Origin of the sequence: Rummeliibacillus stabekisii (assembly GCF_007988965.1) — a bacterium.
Classification (GTDB): Bacteria; Bacillota; Bacilli; order Bacillales_A; family Planococcaceae; genus Rummeliibacillus; species Rummeliibacillus stabekisii.
Window position 1 is genome coordinate 248,503 of the sequence record NZ_BJVD01000002.1, and the last position, 25,816, is coordinate 274,318.

The 25,816-nt window shown below is 40.4% G+C and carries 30 protein-coding genes and 1 riboswitch; of the genes, 7 read left to right on the top strand and 23 right to left on the bottom strand.

Features of this window, described 5'->3' with window-relative positions; translation table 11 throughout:
* Window positions 1–269: 269 nt before the first annotated feature.
* The 14 genes from RST01_RS06940 to RST01_RS07005 all read right to left on the bottom strand — a co-directional run bounded on the left by RST01_RS06940 (window position 270) and on the right by RST01_RS07005 (window position 12,377).
* Complete coding sequence (locus tag RST01_RS06940; protein ID WP_147195456.1) at window positions 270–956, bottom strand: hypothetical protein; 687 nt, start codon at window positions 954–956, stop codon at window positions 270–272.
* Window positions 953–1,441, bottom strand: coding sequence for an ECF transporter S component (locus tag RST01_RS06945; protein ID WP_147195458.1), 489 nt, complete (start codon window positions 1,439–1,441; stop codon window positions 953–955). The genes RST01_RS06940 and RST01_RS06945 overlap by 4 nt, the downstream gene beginning before the upstream one ends.
* Window positions 1,442–1,446: 5 nt before the next feature.
* Window positions 1,447–2,037: a cob(I)yrinic acid a,c-diamide adenosyltransferase gene (locus RST01_RS06950; RefSeq protein WP_066791697.1), complete on the bottom strand. Its 591-nt coding sequence runs from the start codon at window positions 2,035–2,037 to the stop codon at window positions 1,447–1,449.
* A gap of 17 nt (window positions 2,038–2,054) precedes the next feature.
* Window positions 2,055–2,453 carry a bifunctional adenosylcobinamide kinase/adenosylcobinamide-phosphate guanylyltransferase gene (locus RST01_RS06955; protein ID WP_147195460.1) on the bottom strand — a complete coding sequence of 133 codons (399 nt, stop codon included), beginning with the start codon at window positions 2,451–2,453 and terminating at the stop codon, window positions 2,055–2,057.
* A complete protein-coding gene (locus RST01_RS06960; RefSeq protein ID WP_147195461.1) occupies window positions 2,405–3,004 on the bottom strand; it encodes a histidine phosphatase family protein in 600 nt (199 codons plus the stop codon). Before RST01_RS06960 ends, RST01_RS06955 begins: the two co-directional genes overlap by 49 nt.
* Window positions 2,977–3,741, bottom strand: a complete 765-nt coding sequence (gene cobS, locus RST01_RS06965) for an adenosylcobinamide-GDP ribazoletransferase (protein WP_147195463.1) — start codon at window positions 3,739–3,741, stop codon at window positions 2,977–2,979. The genes RST01_RS06960 and cobS overlap by 28 nt, the downstream gene beginning before the upstream one ends.
* Before the next feature lie 13 nt (window positions 3,742–3,754).
* A complete protein-coding gene (locus RST01_RS06970; RefSeq protein WP_147195465.1) occupies window positions 3,755–4,333 on the bottom strand; it encodes a bifunctional adenosylcobinamide kinase/adenosylcobinamide-phosphate guanylyltransferase in 579 nt (192 codons plus the stop codon).
* Window positions 4,306–5,394 carry a pyridoxal phosphate-dependent aminotransferase gene (locus RST01_RS06975; RefSeq protein WP_147195467.1) on the bottom strand — a complete coding sequence of 363 codons (1,089 nt, stop codon included), beginning with the start codon at window positions 5,392–5,394 and terminating at the stop codon, window positions 4,306–4,308. Before RST01_RS06975 ends, RST01_RS06970 begins: the two co-directional genes overlap by 28 nt.
* Window positions 5,381–6,337, bottom strand: coding sequence for an adenosylcobinamide-phosphate synthase CbiB (gene cbiB / locus RST01_RS06980; RefSeq protein WP_147195469.1), 957 nt, complete (start codon window positions 6,335–6,337; stop codon window positions 5,381–5,383). The genes RST01_RS06975 and cbiB overlap by 14 nt, the downstream gene beginning before the upstream one ends.
* A complete protein-coding gene (locus RST01_RS06985) occupies window positions 6,338–7,813 on the bottom strand; it encodes an adenosylcobinamide amidohydrolase (RefSeq protein ID WP_147195471.1) in 1,476 nt (491 codons plus the stop codon). It lies immediately after the preceding gene.
* A 10-nt stretch (window positions 7,814–7,823) separates the two neighbouring features.
* Window positions 7,824–8,810, bottom strand: coding sequence for a FecCD family ABC transporter permease (locus tag RST01_RS06990; protein WP_244946666.1), 987 nt, complete (start codon window positions 8,808–8,810; stop codon window positions 7,824–7,826).
* Window positions 8,811–9,773, bottom strand: a complete 963-nt coding sequence (locus tag RST01_RS06995; protein WP_147195473.1) for an ABC transporter substrate-binding protein — start codon at window positions 9,771–9,773, stop codon at window positions 8,811–8,813.
* A 157-nt stretch (window positions 9,774–9,930) separates the two neighbouring features.
* Window positions 9,931–10,115, bottom strand: a riboswitch (cobalamin riboswitch).
* Window positions 10,116–10,272: 157 nt separating this feature from the next.
* A complete protein-coding gene (gene argS / locus RST01_RS07000) occupies window positions 10,273–11,940 on the bottom strand; it encodes an arginine--tRNA ligase (RefSeq protein ID WP_147195475.1) in 1,668 nt (555 codons plus the stop codon).
* Window positions 11,937–12,377 carry a YwiB family protein gene (locus RST01_RS07005; protein WP_066791681.1) on the bottom strand — a complete coding sequence of 147 codons (441 nt, stop codon included), beginning with the start codon at window positions 12,375–12,377 and terminating at the stop codon, window positions 11,937–11,939. The genes argS and RST01_RS07005 overlap by 4 nt, the downstream gene beginning before the upstream one ends.
* Before the next feature lie 252 nt (window positions 12,378–12,629).
* On the opposite strand from RST01_RS07005, the gene RST01_RS07010 reads away from it, so the two are divergent.
* Together RST01_RS07010 and RST01_RS07015 are read left to right on the top strand one after the other, a co-directional pair.
* On the top strand, window positions 12,630–13,736 hold the full coding sequence (locus RST01_RS07010; protein ID WP_147195477.1) for a GGDEF domain-containing protein: 1,107 nt from the start codon (window positions 12,630–12,632) through the stop codon (window positions 13,734–13,736).
* Window positions 13,737–13,880: 144 nt separating this feature from the next.
* On the top strand, window positions 13,881–15,935 hold the full coding sequence (locus RST01_RS07015; RefSeq protein WP_066791676.1) for a transglycosylase domain-containing protein: 2,055 nt from the start codon (window positions 13,881–13,883) through the stop codon (window positions 15,933–15,935).
* Window positions 15,936–16,181: 246 nt separating this feature from the next.
* On the opposite strand, the gene RST01_RS07020 is transcribed toward RST01_RS07015, so the two are convergent.
* On the bottom strand, window positions 16,182–16,697 hold the full coding sequence (locus RST01_RS07020) for a YwhD family protein (RefSeq protein ID WP_147195479.1): 516 nt from the start codon (window positions 16,695–16,697) through the stop codon (window positions 16,182–16,184).
* Between the two features lie 66 nt (window positions 16,698–16,763).
* Between RST01_RS07020 and thmT the strand changes: the two genes are divergently transcribed.
* Window positions 16,764–16,949 (top strand): 2-hydroxymuconate tautomerase, encoded by a 186-nt coding sequence (thmT, locus tag RST01_RS07025; protein WP_066791671.1) that lies wholly within the window; start codon window positions 16,764–16,766, stop codon window positions 16,947–16,949.
* Window positions 16,950–17,236: 287 nt separating this feature from the next.
* Here the strand turns inward: thmT and RST01_RS07030 are convergent, their stop codons facing one another.
* From RST01_RS07030 to RST01_RS07040, 3 genes are all read right to left on the bottom strand, one after another.
* Window positions 17,237–17,749 (bottom strand): YwgA family protein, encoded by a 513-nt coding sequence (locus RST01_RS07030; protein WP_147195481.1) that lies wholly within the window; start codon window positions 17,747–17,749, stop codon window positions 17,237–17,239.
* Window positions 17,750–17,770: 21 nt separating this feature from the next.
* Window positions 17,771–19,069, bottom strand: a complete 1,299-nt coding sequence (locus RST01_RS07035; RefSeq protein WP_147195483.1) for an HD domain-containing protein — start codon at window positions 19,067–19,069, stop codon at window positions 17,771–17,773.
* Window positions 19,070–19,174: 105 nt separating this feature from the next.
* The gene (locus RST01_RS07040) at window positions 19,175–19,429 is read right to left on the bottom strand and encodes a YuzB family protein (protein WP_066791665.1); all 255 of its coding nucleotides are present in this window, start codon (window positions 19,427–19,429) and stop codon (window positions 19,175–19,177) included.
* 270 nt (window positions 19,430–19,699) lie between these two features.
* Between RST01_RS07040 and RST01_RS07045 the strand changes: the two genes are divergently transcribed.
* Window positions 19,700–20,344, top strand: coding sequence for an RsfA family transcriptional regulator (locus RST01_RS07045; RefSeq protein ID WP_066791663.1), 645 nt, complete (start codon window positions 19,700–19,702; stop codon window positions 20,342–20,344).
* Window positions 20,345–20,559: 215 nt separating this feature from the next.
* Here the strand turns inward: RST01_RS07045 and lipL are convergent, their stop codons facing one another.
* Entirely contained in the window at window positions 20,560–21,396 is an 837-nt protein-coding gene (gene lipL / locus RST01_RS07050) for an octanoyl-[GcvH]:protein N-octanoyltransferase (protein ID WP_147195485.1), read from the bottom strand.
* A 238-nt stretch (window positions 21,397–21,634) separates the two neighbouring features.
* On the opposite strand from lipL, the gene hemQ reads away from it, so the two are divergent.
* Complete coding sequence (gene hemQ / locus RST01_RS07055) at window positions 21,635–22,405, top strand: hydrogen peroxide-dependent heme synthase (protein WP_147195487.1); 771 nt, start codon at window positions 21,635–21,637, stop codon at window positions 22,403–22,405.
* 43 nt (window positions 22,406–22,448) lie between these two features.
* Here the strand turns inward: hemQ and RST01_RS07060 are convergent, their stop codons facing one another.
* The gene (locus tag RST01_RS07060) at window positions 22,449–23,213 is read right to left on the bottom strand and encodes an HAD-IIB family hydrolase (RefSeq protein ID WP_147195489.1); all 765 of its coding nucleotides are present in this window, start codon (window positions 23,211–23,213) and stop codon (window positions 22,449–22,451) included.
* 260 nt (window positions 23,214–23,473) lie between these two features.
* On the opposite strand from RST01_RS07060, the gene RST01_RS07065 reads away from it, so the two are divergent.
* Both RST01_RS07065 and gerQ read left to right on the top strand, forming a co-directional pair.
* Entirely contained in the window at window positions 23,474–23,893 is a 420-nt protein-coding gene (locus RST01_RS07065) for a cell wall hydrolase (protein ID WP_066791656.1), read from the top strand.
* A gap of 20 nt (window positions 23,894–23,913) precedes the next feature.
* Window positions 23,914–24,294: a spore coat protein GerQ gene (gene gerQ / locus RST01_RS07070; RefSeq protein ID WP_066791654.1), complete on the top strand. Its 381-nt coding sequence runs from the start codon at window positions 23,914–23,916 to the stop codon at window positions 24,292–24,294.
* A 73-nt stretch (window positions 24,295–24,367) separates the two neighbouring features.
* On the opposite strand, the gene RST01_RS07075 is transcribed toward gerQ, so the two are convergent.
* The 3 genes from RST01_RS07075 to RST01_RS07085 form a co-directional block, all read right to left on the bottom strand.
* Window positions 24,368–24,748, bottom strand: a complete 381-nt coding sequence (locus RST01_RS07075; RefSeq protein ID WP_066791652.1) for a DUF423 domain-containing protein — start codon at window positions 24,746–24,748, stop codon at window positions 24,368–24,370.
* A gap of 18 nt (window positions 24,749–24,766) precedes the next feature.
* On the bottom strand, window positions 24,767–25,054 hold the full coding sequence (locus RST01_RS07080) for a YwdI family protein (RefSeq protein WP_147195491.1): 288 nt from the start codon (window positions 25,052–25,054) through the stop codon (window positions 24,767–24,769).
* A 78-nt stretch (window positions 25,055–25,132) separates the two neighbouring features.
* A complete protein-coding gene (locus RST01_RS07085; RefSeq protein ID WP_147195493.1) occupies window positions 25,133–25,816 on the bottom strand; it encodes a uracil-DNA glycosylase in 684 nt (227 codons plus the stop codon).

The following is a 25,816-nucleotide window of genomic DNA, read 5'->3' on the forward strand; positions in this document are numbered from 1 at the left end:
TACTCCCCTTTGTTTTATCTCAAGAGAATTCTGAAAATACTCTGTTTTGTCTATTGTAAAATATGAATGAGCATTCAGTCAATCACATTTCTAGGATTCTCTTAGAATTTCTGTGAAAATGATTTTCTCCTTCCGTAAACTTTTTTCTAGAAAGCGAAAGTTATATTTCAACTTGTCTAAGTATTCTATCATATTTATTTTCTCTCGCCCAATCAATTTTTCTCTAAAAAAACGCCGAGAAATCTAAAGAATGATTTCTCGGCGTATTCTTATAGGCTGTCTCGCCACCTAATCGGCAAGAGCATTTTACCAAACAGCGATTGGGCAGCACTTACTTTTTCATCCTCTAATCCAATTAGAACAACAGTTGATGGACCTGCTGAAGCGTGAGGTTCCCATGCGCAAGTAAAAGGTTTGGAACCAAAAATGCGTTTGATTTCTCCTGCTATTCCTTTCGAGCCCACCGGCCATACAGATGCAATTATTTTCCCTTGCCTAGCTTTGTAAATAGATTTCAACGAAGCAACCTTTTCTTTTTCAGCCAGTAGGTTTTCTCCTACAAGCGGTTTGCCGTATGTAAACCATTTGAGCGTTTCTGGAGCTTTTGATTGATAGATTTGTTCTCCTAACATGGTAATCGCTATGCCTGATTGTAGCGTTTCAATGTTAGACTCAGTACTTCCGCTTATGGGTGGAGAAGAACATTCTATCTCATCGAATACTTGATGAATCCCTTTTAGATAGCGCATCCATACTTCGTCGCCGCTAAAGTTATGCATAAGAATGGAATGTGGTTCAGCTCCGGCAGCCCATTGCTCTAAAAGAGTCACGCGAGCCGAAAAATAACTGACCATTTCATCTGGCACATGTACTGTATCTTTTTCTTTTTGCCCAATCGCTCCTGCATTATCCGTTGTAACAATGAGTCCATTTGGTAGTTGTATAGCATTTCTCATCGACACGTGTCTCCCACTTTTCCGGTTACTTTTGTTATAGCCGGTAAGCATAATCCCGCAATAACGGCATTTATAACGGTAGCTATGAATATGCCGGGTGTAATAGTATAGTATGTTTGCGGTGAAATGAGAAAGTAAAACGGCAACGGCGCTAAAATACCGTTTGCGATGACAGCGAACAGCCATTTTAGCAGATGATGATTTCGTTGATGAAGCATAGCAAAACCATAGACTACTGTAAACATTTCGATGGCGATCAGCGCGTGGAATGGAAGCGTCATAGGAAATCCACTCAGCTCTGCAGAGACCATATGTCCTATCGCCGCAGCCACGCCTGCAATCGGAGCAGGCAATAATGCAGCACCCAAAAATGCAGGGGCTGAATCAAGCGCTGCCGAACCGATGCCAACAGGTATTTTAATCATTGCGCCAATTGCACTTAAAGCAGCAATCATCGCTGTAAATGTAAGTCTACGAAATTTCATGCGGATTAATCCTTCTCTTTACGGCCGCCATTTTTAAATACTTTCGCCCCACGGATATATTCAATATCAGCAACATTTATTCTACAATTGGCTACGCGGGCAGCAGCAAATAAATAATCGGATAAACGATTGAGGTATCGTCCAACAACTAACGGCACATCGTTTTCCTCGGAATTTTTGAAAAGTGTGACAGTCAAACGCTCTGCCCGTCTTGCAATAGTGCGGGCAATATGCAAAGTAGCTGCACCAGGTGAGCCTCCTGGTAGGATAAAGCGTTCAAGTAATGGCGGCTCATCCATTAGTACATCAATTCGTTTTTCCATAACTTCGATCGGCTCATCTGTCATTTTATAATGGCGCTCTTTCATTACATTCGCCAAATCACCGCCACAATCGAACAATTCATTTTGTATATTTTGCAAATCTTCGAGGATATCTTGGAATTTCTCTTGATCTAGCTCAGTCATTGCCTTGCCGATAAATGAATTCAATTCATCAATTGTGCCATATGCTTCTACTCGCAAATCATCCTTATCCACTCTTCGGCCAATGATGCTTGTTTTCCCCTTGTCACCTGTACGTGTGTATAAATTCATTGAAATCCCCTTCTTTCTTACTTAATAGTTTCACTCAAGCCATACCAGATGCGTGTGACATGTTCACTACTCTTAAATAGCTCCTGATAAAGCCTTCCGCACGCATCCCTTAATGTTCGATCATGCCGGCTAAGAGGAACAATTCCTCGCCCCATTTCGGTTGCAATGACAATCACCTGATGTTCTTTCTCCCATAATTGTAACTGTTTTGCTATCTTTTTCGCGAGTATTAATTCATCTTTTTCCTCATCTGATTGGAGAATTTTTTCTAAATGAGAAATGACAATAGTTTTGTTCGTGGGCTCTTTTGGCAGGACACCTTCATACCACGCTACATCATTTTCATGCTGCTCAATGAGCCAATTTCTCACATACTCATGTTTGCCGTTATAGGCACCACCGATAAAAACGTGCATCTTTCTCCCTCCTCAAAAGCCCTTCTCGACTCCCACTCCAATGTATACATATCATTATGCGTGACTACCCAATCCCAAAACTGGCTTTCGTGCGGTGCATATTCCGTCAGCAAAACGCGAATCGTACCACCGTGCACTACGAGCGGGTACACTGATAAGCCTTGTGGCAACTTTTTAAAAGCTTTCTGGCAGCGATTAGTCATGATTTCTAATGTTTCGCCATCCGGCGGTGCTACTTGAGTTGAATCAGCCAACCACTTTTGATAGCGCTGGTCTCCCTTTAATTCTTCATAGGTTTTACCTTCAAACTGACCAAAGTTCAATTCCCTAAGCCCCTCGTCTTCTACATAAACCGCACCCGGAAAATAAGCTTCAGCCGTTTGCTTGCAGCGCACTAAATCGCTTCCGAAAACAACGGGATATTCCCTATTTACTACTGGCAGCTCTTCTCTTTTCAAAATGGGCTCATCTTTCCAGCCTATATACCGCTTTTCGTCGTTGCTTTTTGTTTTGGCATGGCGTATCAGATGCACAACAACAGGACAATCCATAAAACCGCCTCCATCCCTTCGATGAGAGCTCCAAGCAAATCTCCTGAACTCCCGCTAAATTGCTGAAGTGACCACCATCTATAGATCAAAGCAGCCAACACAATCATGAATAGCAGAAGAAGTATAGTCCATGTTCCACTAAGCCATATAAATAAGGCTCCTCCTGCAATCATCGAGCATGCTGTTCCAATTAACCAATATTTCATATGTAAGTGTTGTTTAAAAAAGTGAGCCAATCCCTTCTCTTTAGATGTACGTGTACAAATAAAATAAATTGACATACACAATCGTGACAAGAAAGGAACAGCAATTAGCCATATCCAATAAAAAGATGGCTTTTCGAGCAATTCTGCCAAAAAGAATATTTTAGCTAAGATTAGAAATACCAATGATATAGCGCCAAATGCACCTGTCCGAGGATCATCCAAAATTTCTAATCGTTTTTTCTTATCTCTGTAAGAAAAATAGGCATCGCTTGTATCTACATATCCATCCAAATGGAGTCCGCCTGAACAAATGACATAACCGCTAATCAAAATAAAACTTAAAAGTAATGGACTAATGTCTGTGTATGTATGCAACAAATAATAGACAATGGACAACACAAAGCCTATCAATGCGCCCAGCCAAGGAAAAACGACAAACATGGCCGTGACGGTCTTTTTCGTCATTGGAATTTCTTTATGAATAGGCAAAATTGAAAAAAATTGAAGTGCAAGCAGCAGACCATTTGTCATTCTAATTCGCCCCCTACTTCCATTTATGTATAAAGCCGTAATCAATTTCTATTGCTTCTGAAGCATTCTTGACAAACCACTGGTGGAGCCTGCCAATTGTCTGCTGGTATAGATGTACCTCAGGATTTGTGGAAAGAGGTTCATCTAACATTTCGTTGGAAACGATGGCGAGAGGTATTCCAATAGAGCGAATTTGTAAAATAGTGCTTTTCATCTCATCCATCCGCTGTTTGAGTCTTCCTTCTTGCTTCCAAGCAAAAACGCCTGATTCACTCTGTTCATAGAATTCATTCGATAGCCAAGTTGTGACGCAATCCCAAAGAATAGCATCTCCTTGCTTCACCTGAACCAATACCTTTTTGAAATTCGTGGGCTGTTCAATGGTTACCCATTGATGCTCTTGCATTATCCGATCATGTTTATGCCGCTCTATCCGGTTTGTCATTTCTTCATCGAAGGCTACACCCGTTGCTAAGTAGACCAAGCGATTTGCTCGCACTTCCTTTGCTAACGCCACTAATCGCTGCTCCGCATACGCACTTTTGCCGCTTCGAACACCGCCTGTTATAAATGAGAGTTTTGCTTGATCCATGCCTCCATCTCCTCTTGAAGAACTGCCATCGCGTGTTCATTCTTTATTCCTACTCGAAACCATTTACCATCCAAGCCTTTAAAGTTTTCCGTATGCCGCAGGACAATGCCCCTGTTCAGCATGTCGTGAAAAAATCTTTGAGACAAATCTGGATGAGGAAGCTTAAAACAAACATAATTAGTCATGCTCTTTGTTGTTTTGCATCCTAATTCTTGCAGGAAATGTACAAATCTCACTTTCGACTTTTTAGCGTATTCTATGGATTTATCTCTGTATTGCGTTTCGTCAATACATTTTGCTCCTATATGGGCAGCGATGCCATTAATATGCCAATGTGGTGCTTTTTCGCGCAATGCTTCAATCATTGCAGGCGAGCTTACCATATAGCCTAGCCGGATTCCTGGAATTGCGTACATTTTGGTCATCGAGCGCACAATGATTAGATTTGGAAAATCCTCTATGTACGAAATCATGGATGCTTCCTCCCCAATCCAATCGATGAAGGCTTCATCCAATATTACTGTGCAGTCCATTTTTTGCCCTTCCTCTAAAAGGTGCACCAGTTCATTCCTTGGTGGCAGTACACCGGTAGGATTATTTGGTGTGCAAAGGTACAACAGATCAGCACGCTTCATATTTTCTATAATATGGCCTATTGGCAGCTTCCAATTTTCGATCTCTTCTACTGAGAGATGGATGATTTCTGTCCCGTTTGCTCTTAAAGTCGCCTCGTATTCCGAAAAGGTCGGATGAACAATCATTGCACATTTTCTTTGAAAGTATCCAGCAAGCAATGAAAAAATCTCGGCCGCACCATTCCCAAGCAATACGCGGCTCTTCGGAATGCTATGATATGCTGCAATAGCAGATAAAAATGGTTCGCCGTGCGGTTCTGGATAGCTAGAAAGTAAGTGCATATAGCCTTGCCAGTTTTCTACTACTGAGAGAGGCGGCCCTAATGGATTTACATTTTCACTGTAATCTATGATTTGTTCTGGAAGCGGAATTGCTAATTCACCGTATAACAATTGTGGATTTGCTCCATGGTTAGGCAATGACAATCATAACTCCTCCTATCATAATACCGAGTAGCCAAAAATAAGCTGTGACAGTATACATTTGATTTACGGCTAGCTGAATATGTCTCGGAGCTAACTCTACTTCCTTCTTCCCCATTGTGGCTCTTTTGGAGACAACACCTTTATAATAATTGGTTCCACCCAGTTGTACACCAAGCTGATAAGCAGTCGCTGCTTCTAAATAACCACTATTAGGGCTTGGATGCTTCTTGGCATCAGTCAACCATCCCCTCATTCGTTCAGAAAGTGAATGCTTCGACTCATTTTGCGTCGTTAAAAGGATCAGTAATCCTGTCAAACGGCTCGGGATATAGTTGAAGACATCGTCTGTATGAGCTGCTACAAAACCAAACTCTTTGAATTCCTTATTTTTGTACGCAACCATTGAATCAAGCGTATTTACAGCTTTGTACATCCAGATACCAGCTGCACCGAATAGAAAAGCCCAAAATAATGGAGCCGTCACGCCGTCGCTCGTATTTTCAGAAACTGTCTCTACCACACCTCGTGTGACTTCGCTTTCCGAAAGTTTCTCTGTATCTCTCCCGACAATCCATGAAAGCTTCATACGTGCTTGTACTAAATTGCCAGCAGTAAGAGGCTCATATACTTCCATCGCTGCTTGCTTCAAGCTTTTTTGGGCAAGTCCAAATGAAATGAGTAAACCTTCTACCAAGATGCCAAAAATGATGCCCACTTGATAGGCAATCACAACCACGGCATAAGCTGTCACAGTAGTTGCCACTACGACCAAAATAACAAGCAACGTGCCCTTCGTTTTGCGGAATCCGCCTTTATTTAATCGTTTCGTTAGCCATCCAATTAAACCGCCAATCCATTTTACTGGGTGTGGCATTCTTTTAGGATCTCCAATAAGACGGTCAAGAACGATCCCTAGCGTACAAGCAATTAAATGTGCCAGCATTTAGTCCTGCTCCTTCGCTTTTTTATAGTCTTGTAGTGCAGTACAAAGGGTTTCATAAACACCGCGACCGATGAGCTTGCCTACTGCGGTTGCACTTCCAGCATATTCATAAAAAGGACCATTTTGCGTTGCGGCGATTAGCACACTATCCGTTGATGTCCCTGTTGCAATGGTGCCAGAAACAACATCTTTAATTTGTTCTGTATACATAGCCTTTGTTTTCGCTTCCGTTATAGCAATCATCCCCTGCATGAACGATTCATCAGTCAATGAGCCATTGATAAACACCCATATATTAATAGTCCCTACATGAAATACATCTTCTCTTTTGTAAGCGCTCGCAATATCGATTGCATTGCCCACCCCAGCAGTAACTGCCACAACGATATCGGTCTCGTCGGAAGTGAATTGCCGTACCACCGCATTTTTAGCTGGCACTGCAGTCATCATGGCGACTGTATTTGTAGGAGAAAATCCTTTCTCCATTAAGTATTCTTTTAATTCATCATGCGCATCATCGCACATATATTCTGCATCAACCGTCCGGTTAACGAAATACTGATACCAGCCGACGCCTGCATTATGGACGGCAGAGGAGAAAGCCTTCAGGGGTGAAGTTGTATGTAACTCGACATACTCATCACGTATTTTTATATCTTCTGCTTTTATAGGAACACTTTCCTTCCTCTCCCCTTTTATTTCAGGCATTAATGTCATTTGGGGTTTGGGCAAAAGAGGATGTGGATAGGTCGATATAGTCGTGTGATAGACGTCTTTTATAAAGTGTTCTTTTAGCACCTCATGCGGCTCACCCATCGCATAAATTTCTCCTTTATTTAGCAAGAGAAGACGATCACAATAGAGCGCTGCCAGATTGATATCATGGAAGATGGACAGAACTGTTAATCCATTTTGGACCACTTCAAGGCGAATCATATCAAGCAGTTTTCGCTGGTGTTCGATATCCAAATGGTTAGTTGGCTCATCCAGCAACAATAAATCAGCACTCTGTGCCAGTGCTTGTGCCACATATGTACGCTGTTGCTCACCACCTGAAAGATTTTCAAGCAACTGTTTTTCGTATGAAAGAATGCCAGTGGACTCCATCGCCTTTTTAATCGCTGATTCATCCTCATCCGTCCATGTGGAAAGCCACCTATGCTGATAAGGGTAACGACCAATCGAAACTGTCTCTCGAACAGAATGCGAAAAAGCCTGTGTATGTAGTTGCGGCAGCACAGCCATTTTGCGGGCAAGCTCTTTTGCCGTATATTCCTCTCGACTCTTCCCTTCAATCTGAACATTTCCCTGATTGAACGGGAGCGTACCGCTAATAGCTTTAAGTAGCGTAGATTTGCCACTGCCATTTGGGCCAAGCACCCCTAAGAATTGGCCTTTTTCCACACTAAAATTTATACCTTTTACAATTGGATGTTTCTCATCATATCCTCCTGTAAGATCTTTTACGTTTAGCATTCTGTACCCCCTATCCTTTTCGTTGCCTAAAGAAGATATAGGCGAATACCGGCGCACCAAGCAATGCCGTAATCACACCGATAGGCAGTTCTGTCGGCGCAATAATTGTTCTTGCAACTAAATCACAAAGTATGAGCAGTGAGGCCCCGTTCATCAGTGAAAGTGGCAAAAGATGCTGATGATTCGCACCAAAAAGCAAGCGTGTCATATGCGGTACTACTAGCCCCACAAATCCGATGGTGCCTGATACAGAAACAGCTGCTCCCGTTAACATCGATCCACCAATCAGTAGCGTTAATTTACTTCTTCTAACATTGACACCTAAATATTTCGCCCGTTCTTCGCCAAATAGCATGGCATTCAACTCTCGTCGGTTCAGCCATAATAGAATCGTGCCCACTATGACGAACGGTAAAATCATCTTAACATATGGCCAGCCGCGCATCGATACACTGCCCATTAGCCAACTAATAATTTGTCGAAGCTCCTCGCCAGTGAGCGCGATCATCAGAGAGATAATAGAGCTTAAAAATGAACTAATGATTATGCCTGTTAATATCAGCGTTTCCATTTTCATCGCTTTGTCTACAAGCTTAGCAAATCCTAAAACCAAAAACATAGTCAATAATGCACCCATCATGCTGAATGCGGGCAACGTAAACATACCCAATACAGGTGCTGAAAGACTGAAAAAGAGCGTCATCACGGCGCCTACTGAGGCACCTGATGACACTCCTAACGTATAGGGATCAGCAAGCGGATTCTTAAGCAACCCTTGGAAAGCGGCACCTGAAATAGCTAATGATGCACCAACGAGTCCTGCTAAAATCACACGAGGCATTCGAATAGACCATAATATATTCGATGCTACCTCATCCGCATTCTTGTCCCATAACGTACTGATTGGCACTTTAACAGCGCCGGCTGATATCCCCAAAGCCATGCTCAAAAGAAGAATAGCAAGAGTTACGAGATATCCAACTACTATTTTTTTCACTTATTTAAATGCCTCTGGATAAACAGCTTTCGCCACTTCCTCAAGCCCTTCAGCAAGGCGAGGTCCTGGACGACTAGTCTTGTCCGGATCAACTTGTACTACTCTGTCGTTTTTAATAGCCTTTAAATCTTTAAATCCTTGGCGTTTTTTTACTTTCTCTACGATATTCGGTACATAATTATATGTGATTAAGTATACATCTGGGTCACGCTTAATAATTTCCTCAGGGTCAATTTTAAACCAACCTGATTGATCATCTGCCACATTTTTAACATTCGCTAGGTTTAAGATTTCTTGCATGAATGTATCTTTACCAGCTGTATAAATCTCAGGCTCATCAGAGTTTTCAACGAATACATTGCGTTTTTTTACATCTGCTACTTTAGCCTGTACATCTTTTACTTTCGCTTTCATATCTTCTACGATTTGATCTGCTTTTGCACTTCTATTTGTAATTTTGCCGATTGTTTTAATCGACTCATATGTTTCCTCGAAGTTGCTGGCATTTTTAACGACAAATACAGGAATACCTGCATCTCGAAGTTGCTGTATACCGCTCTTTGCAGATTCGGCAATCATGCCATGCGCAAAAACAGCATCCGGTTTTAAGCTGATAATTTTTTCAATATTAAGCTCCATGCCGCCTACTTTATCTTTTTTAGTAGCAGCTTCTGGATACGTATCATTATCTGTCACGCCGATTACGTGATCATCTAATCCTAAAGCAAAAAGAATCTCAGTATTGCTCGGCATTAAAGACACCATCTTGGTCGGTTCTTGCTTAAATTCGACTTTATTGCCTGTATCATCTGTTACTGTCATCGGATATGTAGCACTTTTGTTTGCTGATTGCGTAGTTTTGTTGTTTTCTGCTTCCGGCTTTTTAGAATCGGATTGGCCGCAGCCTACAAGCAATGTAAATGCCATCACAAGCATAAAACCAAGCTGCCATAGTTTCTTCATTTTTTACTCCCCCTGGTGTGTAAGATTACTGTTGGTTGGAGAAAAGGGTCTTAAGCCTTTTCTCCAAAATAAAAAACTCTCGTTCACAACGAGAGGTTTGGTGATTGCAGCATTATAAAAAAGATCATAATGGCACCTATCAATCCTCGTCGATATAAACGGTGTTCTATAATCGGCAGGTATCCTGGCTCGTGATCATCGCGCATCGCACCTTCCCAAAGTTTCCCTCAGTGGCATTCTCGAATTGCTCACACTTACAGTGGCGGGACCGCATCGGCTTTTACCGATTTCCCTTTTAACCCAAATAGCTCTCTATTCGGGACCGATTAAACTATGTATTTTATTTCTTTTTATTATATCTAATATTTTGTAAATTAGGAAGAGATATTTAATAGATTATTCTAGTTAGGCAATTTCCAACTAGGTGAAGTCGTTTATCAACAAAAAAGCAGAGCAACAATATGGTGTTGTTGGCTCCGCTTTTTAAGAGTTATATTTATTACATTTTTTCCGGTGCAGAAACGCCAATCAATTTTAGCGCGTTCGCAATCGTTGTGCGTACTGCTGTGATAAGTGCAAGGCGTGCTTCTGAACGGTCTTTATTTTCTTCATCTAATACTTTTTCAGCATTGTAGAAGCGGTGGAAAGTTGCGGCAAGTTCTTGAATATAGTTGGCGATACGGTGCGGTGCACGTACACGAGCAGCGTCAGCTACGATTTGCGGGAAATCGCCTACTTTTTTCAACAACTCAATATCTTTTTCTGTAGACAAAGCGTCAAGGTTTTCGATTGATGGTACAAACCCTTTTTCTGCACTCTGGCGCAAGATTGAGCTAATACGCGCATGAGCATATTGTGCGTAATATACAGGGTTTTCATTTGATTGTTTAACAGCCAAATCCAAGTCAAAGTCTAAATGAGAGTCACCTGCACGCATGGCAAAGTTATAACGTACTGCATCTAGGCCTACTTCTTCTACCAACTCACGAAGTGTAACTGCATTCCCCGTACGTTTAGACATTTTCACTTTCTCGCCGTTACGCATTAGGTTAACCATTTGAATGACTTCCACTTCTAATCGATCACGGTCATAGCCAAGTGCTTCAATCGCAGCTTTCATACGTGGAATATAACCATGATGGTCTGCACCCCAGATATTGATCAATTGGTCAAAGCCACGACGTAATTTATCTTCGTGATAAGAAATATCTGGTGTTAGATAAGTGTAAGAACCGTCTGATTTTACTAATACACGATCTTTATCATCGCCAAATGTAGTAGAGCGGAACCAAATGGCACCGTCTTGTTCGAATACATGTCCGTTATCTCTTAATTTTTGAAGAGCTGTTTCCACTTTTCCGTCTTTGTAAAGTGATGTTTCAGAGAACCAAACATCGAAATCCACACGGAAATCGTGCAAATCTTTTTGTAGCTTGCCGAATTCATGCTTTAATCCATGCTCACGGAAAAACTCAAATCGTTCTTCATCTGACTTATCAAGGATTTCAGGGCCATATTCTGCTGAAAGCTCTTTAGCGATTTCAATGATGTCTTTCCCATGATATCCGTCTTCAGGCATATCGAATGGCAAACCAAGCGCTTCGCGGTATCTTGCCTCAAGAGAGTTCGCCAATTTATTGATTTGGTTACCAGCATCATTAATGTAGTATTCACGAGAAACATCATAGCCTGCAAAGTCTAACACATTGCACAAAGAATCGCCGACTGAAGCGCCACGCGCATGTCCTAAGTGAAGATCACCAGTTGGGTTTGCAGAAACAAATTCAACTTGGACCTTTTCCCCTTTGCCTGTGTTTGTACGGCCATAATTAACGCCTTGATCTAAGACCATCTTCACAACATCTGCTAAGTAATCTTTGCGCAATGTGATGTTCATAAAACCTGGGCCAGCAATATCGATGTTTTCAATATTTGTTTGTTCTGTTTCAAGGTTTTCAAGAATCGCTTCTGCTATCGCACGAGGTGGCTTTTTAGCCAGCTTAGTTAGCTGCATCGCCACATTCGTAGCATAGTCACCATTCTCTTTGCTTTTCGGTGTTTCAAGGTGAATATTCAAAGAACTCGCATCTTCAATGATGCCTGCTTTTTGAATAGCTGCTTTTAGCGCATCTTTAATGGCTTGTTGCACTTGTTCTACTGCGTTCATTTATTTCCCTCCGTGTACTGTAGTTCTAATATAAAGTTTCCCGCATGTTCGGAACCGATAATTAATTCGTACTGTAGATAAAACCGGCCGCTGTGCGTAGTTTCCGATGGATGGTATTTCATTTCCTTCACCTGAGTAAATAACGGTAGTTGTCCAAATTGGCTTTGATAATGGCCCCTTTGTGATTCTCCCACGACAAATGGCATGCGCATCTTAACATCACCATTGCGAATAATCATTGCATCCTTATCGCCAAACCGCAATGTTGTCCGTATATGTGAGTCCTCTTGCACTTCGGTGTATTGCAAATAGATTTGTCCGCGTTTTTCCATAAGGGTACCCTCAGACCAAAACTCAATCTGCTCGGGCTTTTCACCTTGTTGTGTGATTGTTGAAGTTATTTTTAATTGTACCGGTATTGAAAGAGCATCTGGCATAAGTGATGCCTCCATTTTCTACTTAATATAACCTTTTTATTATAGGATAGGAGAGGAGTTCATTTCAAGGTACAACTTGCGATTGAACCCCTTTCTGTCAGTTTAACCAACCTGCCCTCAATGTGTCCAAAGCAAATCTATTTCAGAATAAAAATACATTTTAGCATTTCTTTATGCAGATTGAAAAAATTTTTCTTCTCGCTATCTAGGTAAATGGTATAATAGATAGAAGACTTTAGGCGGTGATATTACGTGTTTCTTGAATACGCAGTTTATTTTTCGCTATTATTTACTTTTGTCATTTCCTTTTACCTTGCCTATCAGTTACTTGAGCAATCTACTGGCATCTATAAGGAATTCCATCCATGGATTGTTGGTTTTGCTGCTTCTATTACAGGTTTGCTTTTAATGAAAGCATCCACCCATTTTAAGAGCGAATATCTAATAAACGGCGATTTGCGGAATGTGCTTTTGTTGTTATCCGGATGGCTTGGCGGCCCTATTTCTATGGGTATTGCGGCAACATTAATTGGCATAACGCGCATATATATTTCCGGTCTCTCGGAAATTTCCATCCATTCTGGAATTTTGACCATCATAGTAGGACTTATTCTCGCCTTACTAGCTTGGTGGAAACCGATTAAATTTCGGAATTTGCATTATTATTTGTTGCTTTCCATTCTTTTTTACGCTTCTAGCATTGTACTTCATGCAGAAAATTGGTTGATAAGTGCTGTACAATTATTCATTATTTCGGTTCCAGCACTATATATAACTGCTTTTGTAATACGTCTCTTAAATAATCAGTTTAATAAAATTCATACGATCGAAAAAATGGTGGAAACTGATTTTTTAACAGGCTTGCCAAATATCCGAAAATGTAAGTGCATTATAGATCGTTACATTCAAAGCGAAATTCCGTTCGCTCTGCTATTGATTGACATTGACCAATTCAGCAAGATTAACATGAAATACGGTGTCATGGTGGGCGACCAATTTTTAAGAAAGATTGGCGAATTGCTAAAAGAATTTAATAGAGAACATCCTGGTTCTACCTCTATCCGGATTAGTGGAGAAGAATTTTACTTGATATGCAAAGACTTGCCCCCTGCAACTAGCTTGCAGTATGCGTATGAAATCAGTAAATCCATCTCTAAGATTTCAGTTGATTTAGAAGACGGACGGAGTACTTCTATCTCTGTCAGTATTGGTATTGCCAACTATCCTGAGAACGGCAAATCGATTTACGAAATCGCTCAATCCACACATGATGCCTTTCGACTTGCAGCAACAAAAGGAAACAATCAAATCGTACACTATAATCAAATCCACAAAACTCCTGTGCCAATGGACGAATAGCCATTGGCACTTTTTTTGTATTCAGATTTTTAAGATCTGTCCTGCTATTTATTCGTTTTTCATCAAATTTCGCGCTATTCTTTCCGTTTAGTTTGTGCAATCTCTTCACATACTAGTTTCAACGATAGGAAAGGAAGCGATAGGATGAACCGAGCTGAATATCATAAGCAACGAAAAAAGAAGCTGCGACTACGGCAGTTAGTCATATTGATGGTCGTGTGTGCCTCAAGCGTCATTACTGCTCTGGTCTCACTCCGTGTTTACGCTCAAATTACAGGGGCTCCATCTTTAACTGTTCCTAAGGCAACCGTTTTTTTAGATACTAGCGGGGAACAAATTGGAGATAAATTTGCCGGACAACGTCGTTACTGGGTAGGGTTAGATGATATTTCGCCTTTTGTAACAAAAGCATTGATTGCTACTGAAGACCAAAATTTTTATAAGCACAATGGTTTTGACTATACACGGATTGCAGGCGCCATCGTACAAGATGTGAAAGCAATGAAAAAAGTGCAAGGTGCTAGTACGATTACTCAACAGTATGCCCGCAATTTATATCTTTCACACGATAAAACGTGGCTTCGTAAAATGAATGAAGCCCTCTATACGTATCGATTAGAAACTTTCTATGATAAAGATCAGATTCTAGAAGGATATTTGAATACAGTTTATTTTGGTCATGGTATGTATGGAATTGAAGCTGCCAGCCGCTATTATTTCGCCAAGCCAGCAAAAGAACTTACACTTCCTGAGGCTGCATCGCTGGTAGCAATACCGAAAGGGCCGAGCATCTACTCGCCTCTGGCAAGTGAAGAAAATAATCATAACAGACAGCAGCTAATCTTGTCGTTGATGAGAAATAAAGAGATGATTACAGAAGAAGCAAAAGAACGCGCACAAAATGAAAACTTAACATTTAAATATGACGAGTGGGATAGCGATAAAATGAATGCTCCTTACTTTGTCGATACAGTTTGGGCGGAGGCTAAAAAGATTTTGGAGAAAAATGGTCGGAACATTGCAGAAGGCGGTTGGACCATCCAAACGACTTTAAATCCGCTCCACCAAAAAGCTGCAGAGGAAGCTGTAGAGAAAAACATGCCAAACTCTGGTCTTCAAGTTGGATTTGTCAGCATGGATCCTAAAACAGGATATGTGACTTCATTAGTAGGAGGCACCCATTATACAGAGAGTTCCTATAATCGTGTCACCCAAGCGAAAAGACAACCAGGTTCTGCCATTAAACCATTCTTATATGCGACGGCATTGGAAAATGATTTTTCACCGATTACGTTTATGGATGCAGAAAAAACGATCTTCACCTATGACGGTGGACGTTCAGAGTATGAACCTAAAAATGTAAATGGCAAATTTGCCAATCACCCTATTTCGCTTGCACAAGCACTGGCCATCTCTGACAATATTTTTGCCGTAAAAACCTATGAGGAAGTAGGACATCGTAAATTCAAGCAAATGCTCAATCGCTTTGGCATTGGTGAAACCCTACAAAATACACCTTCTGTGGCACTTGGTACAACAGAAGTGACGCTGAAGGATATTACATCTGCATACAACACACTTGCTGCAGGCGGAGTTAAGAGATCACCAATTACCGTGCTTTCTATCAAGGATGGCGAAGGCAAATTAATTTATGAAGTCGAAGAAAAACGTGAAGAAAAAAGAGTGCTGAAAAAAGATGAGAATTTCATTTTAACTCAGTTGATGACAGGCATGTTTGACCCTGTGTTTAATGACTATACCCCTGCTACAGGTGTAAGTCTGCGCAACAGACAAACAAGACCTTATGCTGCAAAATCGGGTACAACCCTGACAGACCAAATGATGATCGGCTTTACGCCATCATTAACAGCGGGTGTATGGAACGGATACGACCAGGGCAAACAGCTCTCAAGTGAAGAAGATGCACGAGCTACAAAGCATATCTGGATTGACTTTATGGAAGGGGCACTGAAAGATACTCCAAGCGAACCTTTTATCGCACCAAAAGGAGTTCAATCCGCTATCATAGATGTTGAAACTGGGGGCATTGCTACAAAAGCATGTGGCAGACAGCGATTAGTATATCTCAAAAAAAAAGATATGCCCAAGAAAAAATGCACAGATCCCTCTATCGTTAATGAATTGACAAAAGAAACAGATGAAACATGGAGTCTGTTCCCATTCTCTTTATTTGAATAACAAACTAAAAAAACTTCCATTCCAAAGGTGTCCGTTAACCTTTGGGGTGGAAGTTTTCTGCTTCAAGATAACTGCATATATCCTTTCGCCCTTGGGATGGCTAATGAGAACCATACAACTTCTCGCACAGCATATGTCCTAGCTTACATTTGCAAGCTTTAATTCTAGTGTACTTCCTTTCCAGAACACTTTCAACCACGTAATTAGAAAGTGCCAGAAAAAAGCGCATGTTCGACAAAAATTGGATCATTCAAAGCCTAAATCAGCATGTAATGAAGGGCTGCTATTTTTCCACATCTCTTCATTAAAGTTTTTCAAAAACTCACCAAGGACCTGTTTTGAAGTCGTATCCATTTCATCAATCATAATATTTCTTTTCATGGATTTATCCATTTTGTTGACATGCTCTGCCAGTATTTTGTAGCCTCTGCGTTTTTCGCGATTGACCACCATTTCACATGCAGTCACACCAGCATAATATGGCCCGTTCTCTTTTTGTTCAATCGTTACCCATACAAGCCAGTACGGTTTGCCACCTTCAGAATCTTTACGGTCTGTTGTAAATTTGATACCCTTTTCGACTGCACTTCTTGCATGCATTGCACCAATATCTACTTCCGCTGTTTTTTCATTCACATCGATGATGACCGGAGAGACATTCTCAAGTGTGATGGAACCAATTCCAAACCCTTTGTGGCCATCGGTAGGATTGTTTTTAATTATGGTAAATTCCATTTTTTTCGGTTGCTGTTCATTTGCCATTTCATAATTCCTCCGTATACGTTATGATTACCACTATACACTACATTTTACACAAGGAGACTTCTTATGCCTATCGTAACGATTAAAATGCTTGAAGGACGTACAGACGAACAAAAACACCAGCTTGTCAAATCAGTCACAGACGCAGTATCCGAAAGTGTGAATGCGCCAAAAGAAAATATCTCTATCATTATTGAAGAGATGAAAAAAGAACACTACGCTGTAGGCGGCGTCCGTAAAAGCGAAGTCTAATAAGCATTTAAAACAGACATTGAATGAGATTTTATTGAATGTGCTAATTGAAGTGGGTGTATCGAATCTGCGAGTCGAATACCCACTTTATTAAAATATTGCATCAAAAAAATTTATAACATTTGTGCAGTGGAAGCCGGTGACTCCTGCGGCATAAGCTTAAGCGAAAAGCCCCGGTTGGAGCGGAACCATGCTACTTGTACTTTTTCTAAGACTAAACGTTTCCCCTTGTCTGTTTTCTTTGCTATAAAAAAACGTGAACAAGATTCCTTGTCCACATTCCATAATTAATTTGCATTTAATTTGATTTCCTCTAATGCCTCAATAAGTGAAAATGCTTCATTCATTTCTGTCTCTGTAAATTTCAATTTTCCTTTTACCACATGTACTTTTTGAATCCGTTCTTCTTTCGGAAGTTCATCAAAAAACAATAGCGTAGAAACAAGCTCCAGAAAGCGGGCACTTTTACTGTTTAGTACCTCTACGACTTCATTTAAATGCTGCTGTTCCTCGCACATATGATTCGAAAAGTTTGTTCCTTTATCAGTCACTTGATATGTGTACTGCACATAGGACCCCTTATCTTCCATTTCTTCCGTTAAAAAGCCCATTGTGCATAGCTCTTCTACACGCAATGTAAGCTCCTCCGAATAGGGGCCATAAATATGAAATTGGTATTTCTCATTGAAAGGAAACTTCATTTTTTTTGCGATATAAACCATCTTCTGCAGCTTTTTTCGCCCCGTAACACTTCCAGCTAAAGATACAAATTGTACGACTTTTGCATGTTCTTCTAGCACGTTTTTCTCCTTTCGAGAAGCTTAACCTCTCAGTACTTTTAATATTTGTTTTTTTAGCGTTTTTTGAGTACCATCCTGCAACAATACTTCTTCCGGAAAATATAACTTATGATCAGATCTTCGTTTCCCTGAAATAGCTTCAACAATTTCAGAGCATCTTGATAGTTCACGCGTTTTACCATTAGGCATTAACAACTGGATGGGTACGCGCTCTTCTTCTTCTCCTGGCCGGTAAAAATCGTATGGTAAATCTGAGATAGAATCGTGAACTAAATAATATTTAGGGTCAATGCCCGCTTGATAAAATAACTCTTTTAGATCACTTAATTTTTCATATTCATTTGCAGGATCAAATTCTATATATTTAAATAACTTTCTATTAATAAAACGGCGGCTTAAATCGCTTAATATCGGATCACTTTCTTGCATCCACATTTGAAAATAAGTAAGCAAAATATTTTCATCAAGTGCAATATAATCTTCTAGTTCGATATTGTTTTGGAAAAACGCCATAAAATGTGTAGGTTCTTGCTTGAATTGATAGTTTCCCTGGCTCAAGTCTTTTGCACGATGAAGAATCTTCGTTAAGATTACTTCTGCACTGCGGGAAACTGGGTGGAAATAAACCTGCCAATACATTTGATAGCGACTCATAATATAGTCTTCTACCGCATGCATCCCACTTGACTTGATGACGACCTGCTCTTCTTTTGGTCTCATGACACGCAGGATTCGTTCCATATCAAAGTGACCATAGCTGACACCTGTAAAGTAAGCATCTCGCTGTAGATAATCCATGCGATCCGCATCAATTTGGCTGGAAATCATACTGACAACTTGTTTATTCTCATATGTTTTGGCAATAACGTCTGAAACTTTTTGCGGAAATTCAGGTGAAACGCGTGTCAATACATGGTTTACCTCTGTATCTCCTAAAATAATAGCTCGTGTGAATTCCTCATGGTCTAAATCAAAAACATGTTCAAAGGAATGTGAAAAAGGGCCGTGGCCAAGATCATGCAATAATGCAGCACAAAGAACCACGAGACGTTCGCTTTCATCCCACTCTGGCATGTCTATGAAGATATCGTCTACCATTCGGCGGACAATTTCGTATACCCCCAAAGAATGGCTAAAACGACTATGTTCTGCACCATGAAACACTAAATACGTCGTACCGAGCTGTTTAATCCGTCGTAAACGCTGAAATTCCCTCGTGCCGATCAAATCCCAAATCACTTGATCTCGCACATGGATATAGCGATGTACCGGATCTTTAAACACCTTTTCTTCCGCTAATTTTTTTGTCGCATAATCCAATTCGGAACCTCCCTTTTTCTCCAAAGTGTCCTATTATGCACTATATTTCACCATTATATACGAAAAAACCACCTTATTGAAAGGTGGAATAGTAATTGTACATATTTATTCTTGATAACTTTCTGGCAGCTTCTTTTGAGACTTTAATTTAGCTACTACTTTGGGAATCAATTCTTCTTCTGTATGTGCTGCACATGGACGATTATTTACGATTGTGAATGTTTTTCGAAGACCCGGCCCACAATAAGATTGACATTTGATATCAATCACTGCATCTGGATCTACCGTCTTTAACTTAGGTATTAATGTTTTTAAATTAACGGCTTGACACTCATCGCAAACACGAAATTCGTTTGCCATTTTGTCTCCAACCCTTTCTATATCTCAATTTCAAGTTAGTATCATTCTAAAAATGAACTAATTTTCATACTTACTATACTGCATTTCCGCTGCAGGCGGACTCTCCCGCTTTCAAGTCATAACGCTCTTTTAGTTCATATTAATTATAGTGTATCGTATTTTCTATCTCTCATTCAAGACATTTTCTTTTAAACCTATTAGAAGTTATTGAATAAAAAATAGTAAAACTGTCTACGCTAATCCTATGAAACAAATAGGAGGTTTTAAACAATGAAAACGAGACAAGATGCTTGGTTACCAGAAAACGACGAACTATTGGCAGAAGCCGTTTTACGCCACGTAAAAGAAGGGAGCACACAGCTGACGGCCTTTGAAGAAGCTGGTGATGCACTTAACCGTACGGCTGCAGCTTGTGGCTTCCGCTGGAATGCAGTAGTACGCAAAAACTATGAGAAAGAACTATCTTCAGCAAAGAAAGAACGCAAGGAAAGAATGCGAGTCTACGGTACTACTGTACGAAGAAGAACAGCTGGTCTCTACTTATTGCCTAACGATAAACATAGTGAAACAACAAGGTCCATCCCTCTATCTGCCATGTCAATTGATTTAGTCATTGCGTATCTAATGCGTTTGCAACAGAGCGATTTTCATGATGAAGAGGTGACAAGATGGCGCCACCTAGCAAATATTGCAAATGATAAAGCGTCACAATTAGAAAAAGAAGTCTTACGCTTAGAAAAAGAACACCGCAACATGAAAAAAGACTATGAGCAATTCATGCAAGTAATGAATCGTGCAAGACGCCTTATGACACTTGGGACAGAGGATGAACATATCGCACCTGTCTTTACAATGGAACGCAACGGTAATCTTGTGAAAAAAGAAGATGTACCAACCGTTGGAATTGAAGAATAATACCAAGAAATAGTTTAGCTAAAGAAAAAACCGAACTATAATGTGACTTTCACTGTCGCATTTGTTCGGTTATTCTTTTTGCTCTGTTTCAGACGGCGCATGTTGTAAGAGGCGCGCCGTCCTCCACTTCACACTACACTTTATTAAATTTGTTCTGACCAAGCCTCTTTATGATATCTAGTTTTTAACCTATTTCCCGGGAAATCGACAGTATTCTACTCATCTATCGGTAGCATTGATTGATTTCGTTCGAAAACTCTCTTTAAATAAAATGAATATAATTCAATTTCCTCTTCCTGAAATTGACCGATGGCTAATTGGTCACTTAGTAATGCTAATAGATTTTGCAATTCAATGACCGTTTGCTGTACTGTAATCTCTTCGCCTAATAATTCACTGAGTGAAGCCATGACCTTTGGCTTGATGTCAGGGTAATGGAATTTTGTTTGTTCCCCCCGCAAGCTGACTTGATAAAAATCTTTGATCAATGCAGCTCTCTCTACACCGCTTCCTTCTACGCACAGATAGATTTGCACCGCGATTCCTTGGCGCATTCTTCGCTGCGAGATGCCTGCAAATTTCTTTCCATTGATGCTTAAATCATAAGAACCTGGACAATAAGAGCCGACAATTTCATACGCTTCTATTTGGTCAGCTACTTGTGGAAAGAGCATTTTGATGAGTTCTACCATAATTTCATAGCCTGTATTAATATCAATCCGTTCTTCCTGCTCTGATAGAATTAACGAAATGTTTAGGACACCAGGATCTAACACAACAGCCAGGCCACCTGAATTCCGTACGATTGGCACGTAGCCTCGACTGCTTAATAAGTCCATGCCCTCTTTTATATGAGGTAGACGATGGTCTTGAATCCCCAGCACTACCGAATCGTTATGCACCCATGTTCGCACACTAGCAGGAGATTGTCCCTGCCCTACTAACTGGCATAATGTATCATCAGCAGCAAAAGATTCTAATGGAGAACGGTCAATACCACTCATAGATTGATCAATAAAACGCCAAACTTTTTGATGTAAATAATCTTTCATGTTCTCTTCTCCTGCATGGTTAGTATTATTATTTCATTATCTCACGAATAATACATGAATCAAAGATGTGAAAGAAACTCTCCTCTCACTCTGCGCTAACGAATACTGACTCTTGCCTCAAAACGTTCATAAAAGAGTATATCAGTAGCTTGAAGAGCTTTCACTAAGTGAAGTTTCGCTTTATTTCTGTTAAAATGAGGGAGTATTGATTTTAGAGTTTAAAGGAGTGTTTCTTACAATGATTGAAGCAGCACAAACACTTGACGGCTGGTACGTATTGCATGATTTTCGTGCAATGGACTGGACATCATGGAAATTAGTTTCGAAAGAAGAACGCAAAGCAGCTGTTGATGAATTTATTCAATATCTTGATAAGCTGAACGAAGCGGACGAAAACAAAACAGGCAGCCATGCATTCTACTCGATCGTAGGACAAAAAGCTGATTTCGTAATTATGACATTACGTGAAACAATGGAAGAATTGCAAGAACTTGAAAATGAATTTAATAAACTTGCGATTGCTGATTTCACAATCCCTACTTATTCCTATGTTTCAGTAGTGGAGCTTTCCAACTATTTAGCAGGCAAGCCTAAAGATGATGGTCCTGCTGAAGATCCATATCAAAACCCGCATGTGCGTGCACGCCTATATCCTGAATTGCCTCGTTGGGAACATATCTGTTTCTACCCAATGGACAAACGCCGCCAAAAAGGCGCTAACTGGTATATGTTAGAAATGGATGAACGTCGTAAATTAATGCACTCCCACGGACTAATCGGCCGCAGCTATGCAGGAAAAGTAAAGCAAATCATTTCTGGTTCTATTGGTTTCGATGACCACGAATGGGGCGTTACATTATTTGCACATGATGTATTGGAATTCAAAAAATTGATTTATGAAATGCGTTTTGATGAAGTGTCAGCACGCTATGCTGATTTCGGTGAATTCTTCGTCGGCAATATTATGGACAACGAAAAATTAGAGAAATTTTTAGCGATTAAAGATTAATACGAAAAGACCAGCTCTCATATTATGAGATGGCTGGTCTTTTTTAATAGGCAAATCGCTGATCCAATTCTTCAAGCTTTTCTACAATTTGCTCCTCAATTGGCTGATTCTTTGATATGCATTCATCCGCATATAACGCTAACAGCGGATGATCGCCTACCATGACACTGTGCTTCGCATGCTCAAAAACTGGAATATCATATTCATCATCACCAAAGGTAATGTATGCCCCTTTCTCAATGCCCAGCTTTTTTAATGCTTTCCACTTTTGAATGCCACATGGTGTGATATCAAGCATACCTAGTTGGTAATGTGTATGGATAATCACGTTTAATTCATCTAGTTTTTTACGCAGAATCGCCATATTAAATGACGTGACAATCGTAATCTTTACAACATGTTCAAGCTTATCTAAGGGTTTATTAACCCCAAGGCCATTAGGATCGATCGTTTCAGCAATCGGGTGGTCAGCTGGACCAGTATATGAATAATCCCACTCGCCTTCTATGAAATAAGTTACTTTATATTCTTTCATCAATAACCGAATACTCTCTAATGTTTCTTCATCAAATACAACATTCGGCTTTACGTTTCCATTATGGCAGAGAATGGCCCCATTTCGCCCTATCATTTTGTTGCCGTGAAATCTTTTGGCCAACAATGGTAACATATCGCGAATAGGACGGCTCGAAGAAAAAATAACCTCATGTCCTTTTTGGACCAAGCATTCTAAACTGTACGTAATTGAATCTGGCACAGGCTGATCTTCAAAACAGATTGTTCCCTCTAAATCAAAGACAAATTGCATGGCTCAACACTTCTTTCTATATAACATTCTCTGGAGGATTTTACCTATCAGTAGCAGGTAAGCCGTTTCTCAACAGGCTTGGAAATTAACAGAGAGGCGCAGGATAATAAAGAATAAAGAATAAAGAAAAAAAGACTAAAGCAGGTTCCACACACCTAATCTCCCGTTTTACATTATTTCCCCTCTTCTATTCAAATTATACGTTTATGGTGGTTCTTATTTTATCTTCTACGCATATATAAAGAAGAGGAGGTTATGTTATGCCTGTCATCAAAAGTACATCAAAAGAACTTGACCTTTTAGCACGACTTATGCGGGCAGAAGCTGAAGGCGAAGGAGAACTAGGAATGTTAATGGTCGGAAACGTGGGCGTCAATCGAGTCCTTGCAGATTGTTTAGATTTCCGTGATGTGAGAAATCTTCAACAAATGGTTTTTCAGAGTCCGGGTGGCTTTGAAGCTACAACGAAGAGCTACTTTTATCAACGTGCAAGAGAGCAAGATCGTCGTTTAGCCCAAAGAACCATTAACGGAGAACGTTTTCACCCAGCAACCCGAGGACTATGGTTCTTTAAGCCAACTGGCGACTGCCCTGCGCAATGGTATGGACAATGGAACACCGGGCGATATAAATCGCATTGTTTCTATGCGCCTACAGAAGCTGACTGCCCGCAAGTATAAATAGAAGAAGGGAAGATGAAATGGTTCAATATTATTGGACACCGAACTATCAACAACAGACTTACCCAGCAGGCGGTGTGACTATTCCAACAGGCACCGTACAGACAACTCCTAGCCAGGGACCAGCAACTGGGGGTCTGCACTTGGGCAGAGAGCAGTCATACATCGAAAATATTATGCGTTTAAACAGAAGTAAGCCGGGAACTTTCCACTTTTCATTTGAGCATGCAACAGCTCAAGGACAAAATGTGGTCATTATCAGAGGGGTAATTGAAGCTGCCGGACGAGATCATGTTATTTTACGCGATATCAAAACAAATCATCGTTTTCTCATGCCGATGATTTACTTTGATTATGCGGAATTCGATGAACCGTTACAGTATTTTGACCAAACTCCTTAAAAAATGAACTGATTGAACACACCAAAAAATGCCAAGTATTAAACAAACTTGGCATTTTTATTATTGACTAATACTATTTACCGAACTTTACTGCAGCAATCATAACCAATACCCAAGCAATTAAAAATAAGACGCCTCCGATTGGTGTAATTGCGCCAAGCACTTTAATTTGAGTAACTGCCAGTACATACAGGCTACCAGAGAATACAATCGTACCGATCAGCATAATCATGCCTGCACGTGATAGCAAGGGAATGGGACCAAATAAACTTTTACTCATTAAAATCCCTATCAAAATAAGACCTACTGCATGAAACATTTGGTATTGAACGGCTGTTTCATACACTGTCGCATAGTGGTCTGTCAAAACGTCTTTTAACGCATGAGCGCCAAATGCTCCGAATGCTACTGCTAAGAATGCGAGTATAGCACCAATTAAAATATAAAAACTCATTTTATATGACAATCCCTTCTAAAAATCAAATAGTGAATCACCGTTCGCATCTTCTTCTTCCAGCTTATTGACTGTGAGCGATTTAGGAATCGAAGAAACGGATGAATGGGACAAGTCTGATGCAGTCTCCCCTATCATCTTTGGCATAACGGTATGAGGTGTCGGTGATTTGTCACTTTGCAGCGCTAGGTCACATAAAGCTCGAATAGCGGACAATTCTTCGCGCATCATAGCTTCACTACTTCTTTGGCCCGCTTGATGAATATGTTTTTCTAGTTCGCGGATGACCGCATCATAAGAAATCATTGTATACCCCTCTCCTATCCACTACTACTTCTTTTACTATTACTTTACCATGTTTCGAAGTGGAGATGAAGGGTGTCTCTACTCACTATCTGTCAAATTGAAGTCAATCGGCTCTTCGCCCCACGAGAGAAGCTGGTTATTGATTTTAGAATACGGGCGGCTACCAAAAAATCCACGGTGTGCACTTAATGGACTTGGATGGGGTGATTTAATAATCGCATGGCGAGAAGTATCAATTAATCTTTCCTTTTGCTGTGCCGGTTTTCCCCAAAGGACAAACACAATCGGCTCTTGCCGTTCTGACAGTTTTTCTATGACAGTGTCAGTAAACTGTTCCCATCCTTGATTTTTGTGCGAATGTGCTTCATGCGCTCGAACAGTCAGTACAGTGTTCAATAAGAGTACGCCTTGCTTTGCCCATTTAATCAGTGACCCATCCTTTGGTATGTCAAATCCAAGATCCTCGTGTAATTCTTTCAGCATATTTTGCAGGCTTGGCGGCTTTCGCACACCATCTTTTACTGAAAAGCTTAAACCTTGTGCTTGATTCGGACCGTGATAAGGATCCTGCCCCAGCATAACTACCTTCACTTTATGATAGGGTGTATAACGGAACGCATTCCATATATCCTCCATTGGTGGGTATACGGTATGTGTGGCATATTCTTCTTTTAAGAAATCGCGCAGCTTTTGATAGTAAGGCTTATCAAACTCTGCGCCGACGATTTCTTGCCAATCGTTTTCAAAGATTCTTTTTGGCAT

Excerpts from the sequence above, each read along its gene's own strand:
- RST01_RS06940 (WP_147195456.1), bottom strand. The coding sequence starts at position 956 with ATGAGAAATGCTATACAACTACCAAATGGACTCATTGTTACAACGGAT.
- RST01_RS06945 (WP_147195458.1), bottom strand. The coding sequence starts at position 1,441 with ATGAAATTTCGTAGACTTACATTTACAGCGATGATTGCTGCTTTAAGT.
- RST01_RS06950 (WP_066791697.1), bottom strand. The coding sequence starts at position 2,037 with ATGAATTTATACACACGTACAGGTGACAAGGGGAAAACAAGCATCATT.
- RST01_RS06955 (WP_147195460.1), bottom strand. The coding sequence starts at position 2,453 with ATGCACGTTTTTATCGGTGGTGCCTATAACGGCAAACATGAGTATGTG.
- RST01_RS06960 (WP_147195461.1), bottom strand. The coding sequence starts at position 3,004 with ATGGATTGTCCTGTTGTTGTGCATCTGATACGCCATGCCAAAACAAAA.
- cobS (WP_147195463.1), bottom strand. The coding sequence starts at position 3,741 with ATGACAAATGGTCTGCTGCTTGCACTTCAATTTTTTTCAATTTTGCCT.
- RST01_RS06970 (WP_147195465.1), bottom strand. The coding sequence starts at position 4,333 with ATGGATCAAGCAAAACTCTCATTTATAACAGGCGGTGTTCGAAGCGGC.
- cbiB (WP_147195469.1), bottom strand. The coding sequence starts at position 6,337 with ATGCTGGCACATTTAATTGCTTGTACGCTAGGGATCGTTCTTGACCGT.
- RST01_RS06985 (WP_147195471.1), bottom strand. The coding sequence starts at position 7,813 with ATGCTAAACGTAAAAGATCTTACAGGAGGATATGATGAGAAACATCCA.
- RST01_RS06995 (WP_147195473.1), bottom strand. The coding sequence starts at position 9,773 with ATGAAGAAACTATGGCAGCTTGGTTTTATGCTTGTGATGGCATTTACA.
- argS (WP_147195475.1), bottom strand. The coding sequence starts at position 11,940 with ATGAACGCAGTAGAACAAGTGCAACAAGCCATTAAAGATGCGCTAAAA.
- RST01_RS07005 (WP_066791681.1), bottom strand. The coding sequence starts at position 12,377 with ATGCCAGATGCTCTTTCAATACCGGTACAATTAAAAATAACTTCAACA.
- RST01_RS07015 (WP_066791676.1), top strand. The coding sequence starts at position 13,881 with ATGAACCGAGCTGAATATCATAAGCAACGAAAAAAGAAGCTGCGACTA.
- RST01_RS07020 (WP_147195479.1), bottom strand. The coding sequence starts at position 16,697 with ATGGCAAATGAACAGCAACCGAAAAAAATGGAATTTACCATAATTAAA.
- thmT (WP_066791671.1), top strand. The coding sequence starts at position 16,764 with ATGCCTATCGTAACGATTAAAATGCTTGAAGGACGTACAGACGAACAA.
- RST01_RS07040 (WP_066791665.1), bottom strand. The coding sequence starts at position 19,429 with ATGGCAAACGAATTTCGTGTTTGCGATGAGTGTCAAGCCGTTAATTTA.
- RST01_RS07045 (WP_066791663.1), top strand. The coding sequence starts at position 19,700 with ATGAAAACGAGACAAGATGCTTGGTTACCAGAAAACGACGAACTATTG.
- lipL (WP_147195485.1), bottom strand. The coding sequence starts at position 21,396 with ATGAAAGATTATTTACATCAAAAAGTTTGGCGTTTTATTGATCAATCT.
- hemQ (WP_147195487.1), top strand. The coding sequence starts at position 21,635 with ATGATTGAAGCAGCACAAACACTTGACGGCTGGTACGTATTGCATGAT.
- RST01_RS07060 (WP_147195489.1), bottom strand. The coding sequence starts at position 23,213 with ATGCAATTTGTCTTTGATTTAGAGGGAACAATCTGTTTTGAAGATCAG.
- RST01_RS07065 (WP_066791656.1), top strand. The coding sequence starts at position 23,474 with ATGCCTGTCATCAAAAGTACATCAAAAGAACTTGACCTTTTAGCACGA.
- gerQ (WP_066791654.1), top strand. The coding sequence starts at position 23,914 with ATGGTTCAATATTATTGGACACCGAACTATCAACAACAGACTTACCCA.
- RST01_RS07075 (WP_066791652.1), bottom strand. The coding sequence starts at position 24,748 with ATGAGTTTTTATATTTTAATTGGTGCTATACTCGCATTCTTAGCAGTA.
- RST01_RS07080 (WP_147195491.1), bottom strand. The coding sequence starts at position 25,054 with ATGATTTCTTATGATGCGGTCATCCGCGAACTAGAAAAACATATTCAT.
- RST01_RS07085 (WP_147195493.1), bottom strand. The coding sequence starts at position 25,816 with ATGCCAAAAAGAATCTTTGAAAACGATTGGCAAGAAATCGTCGGCGCA.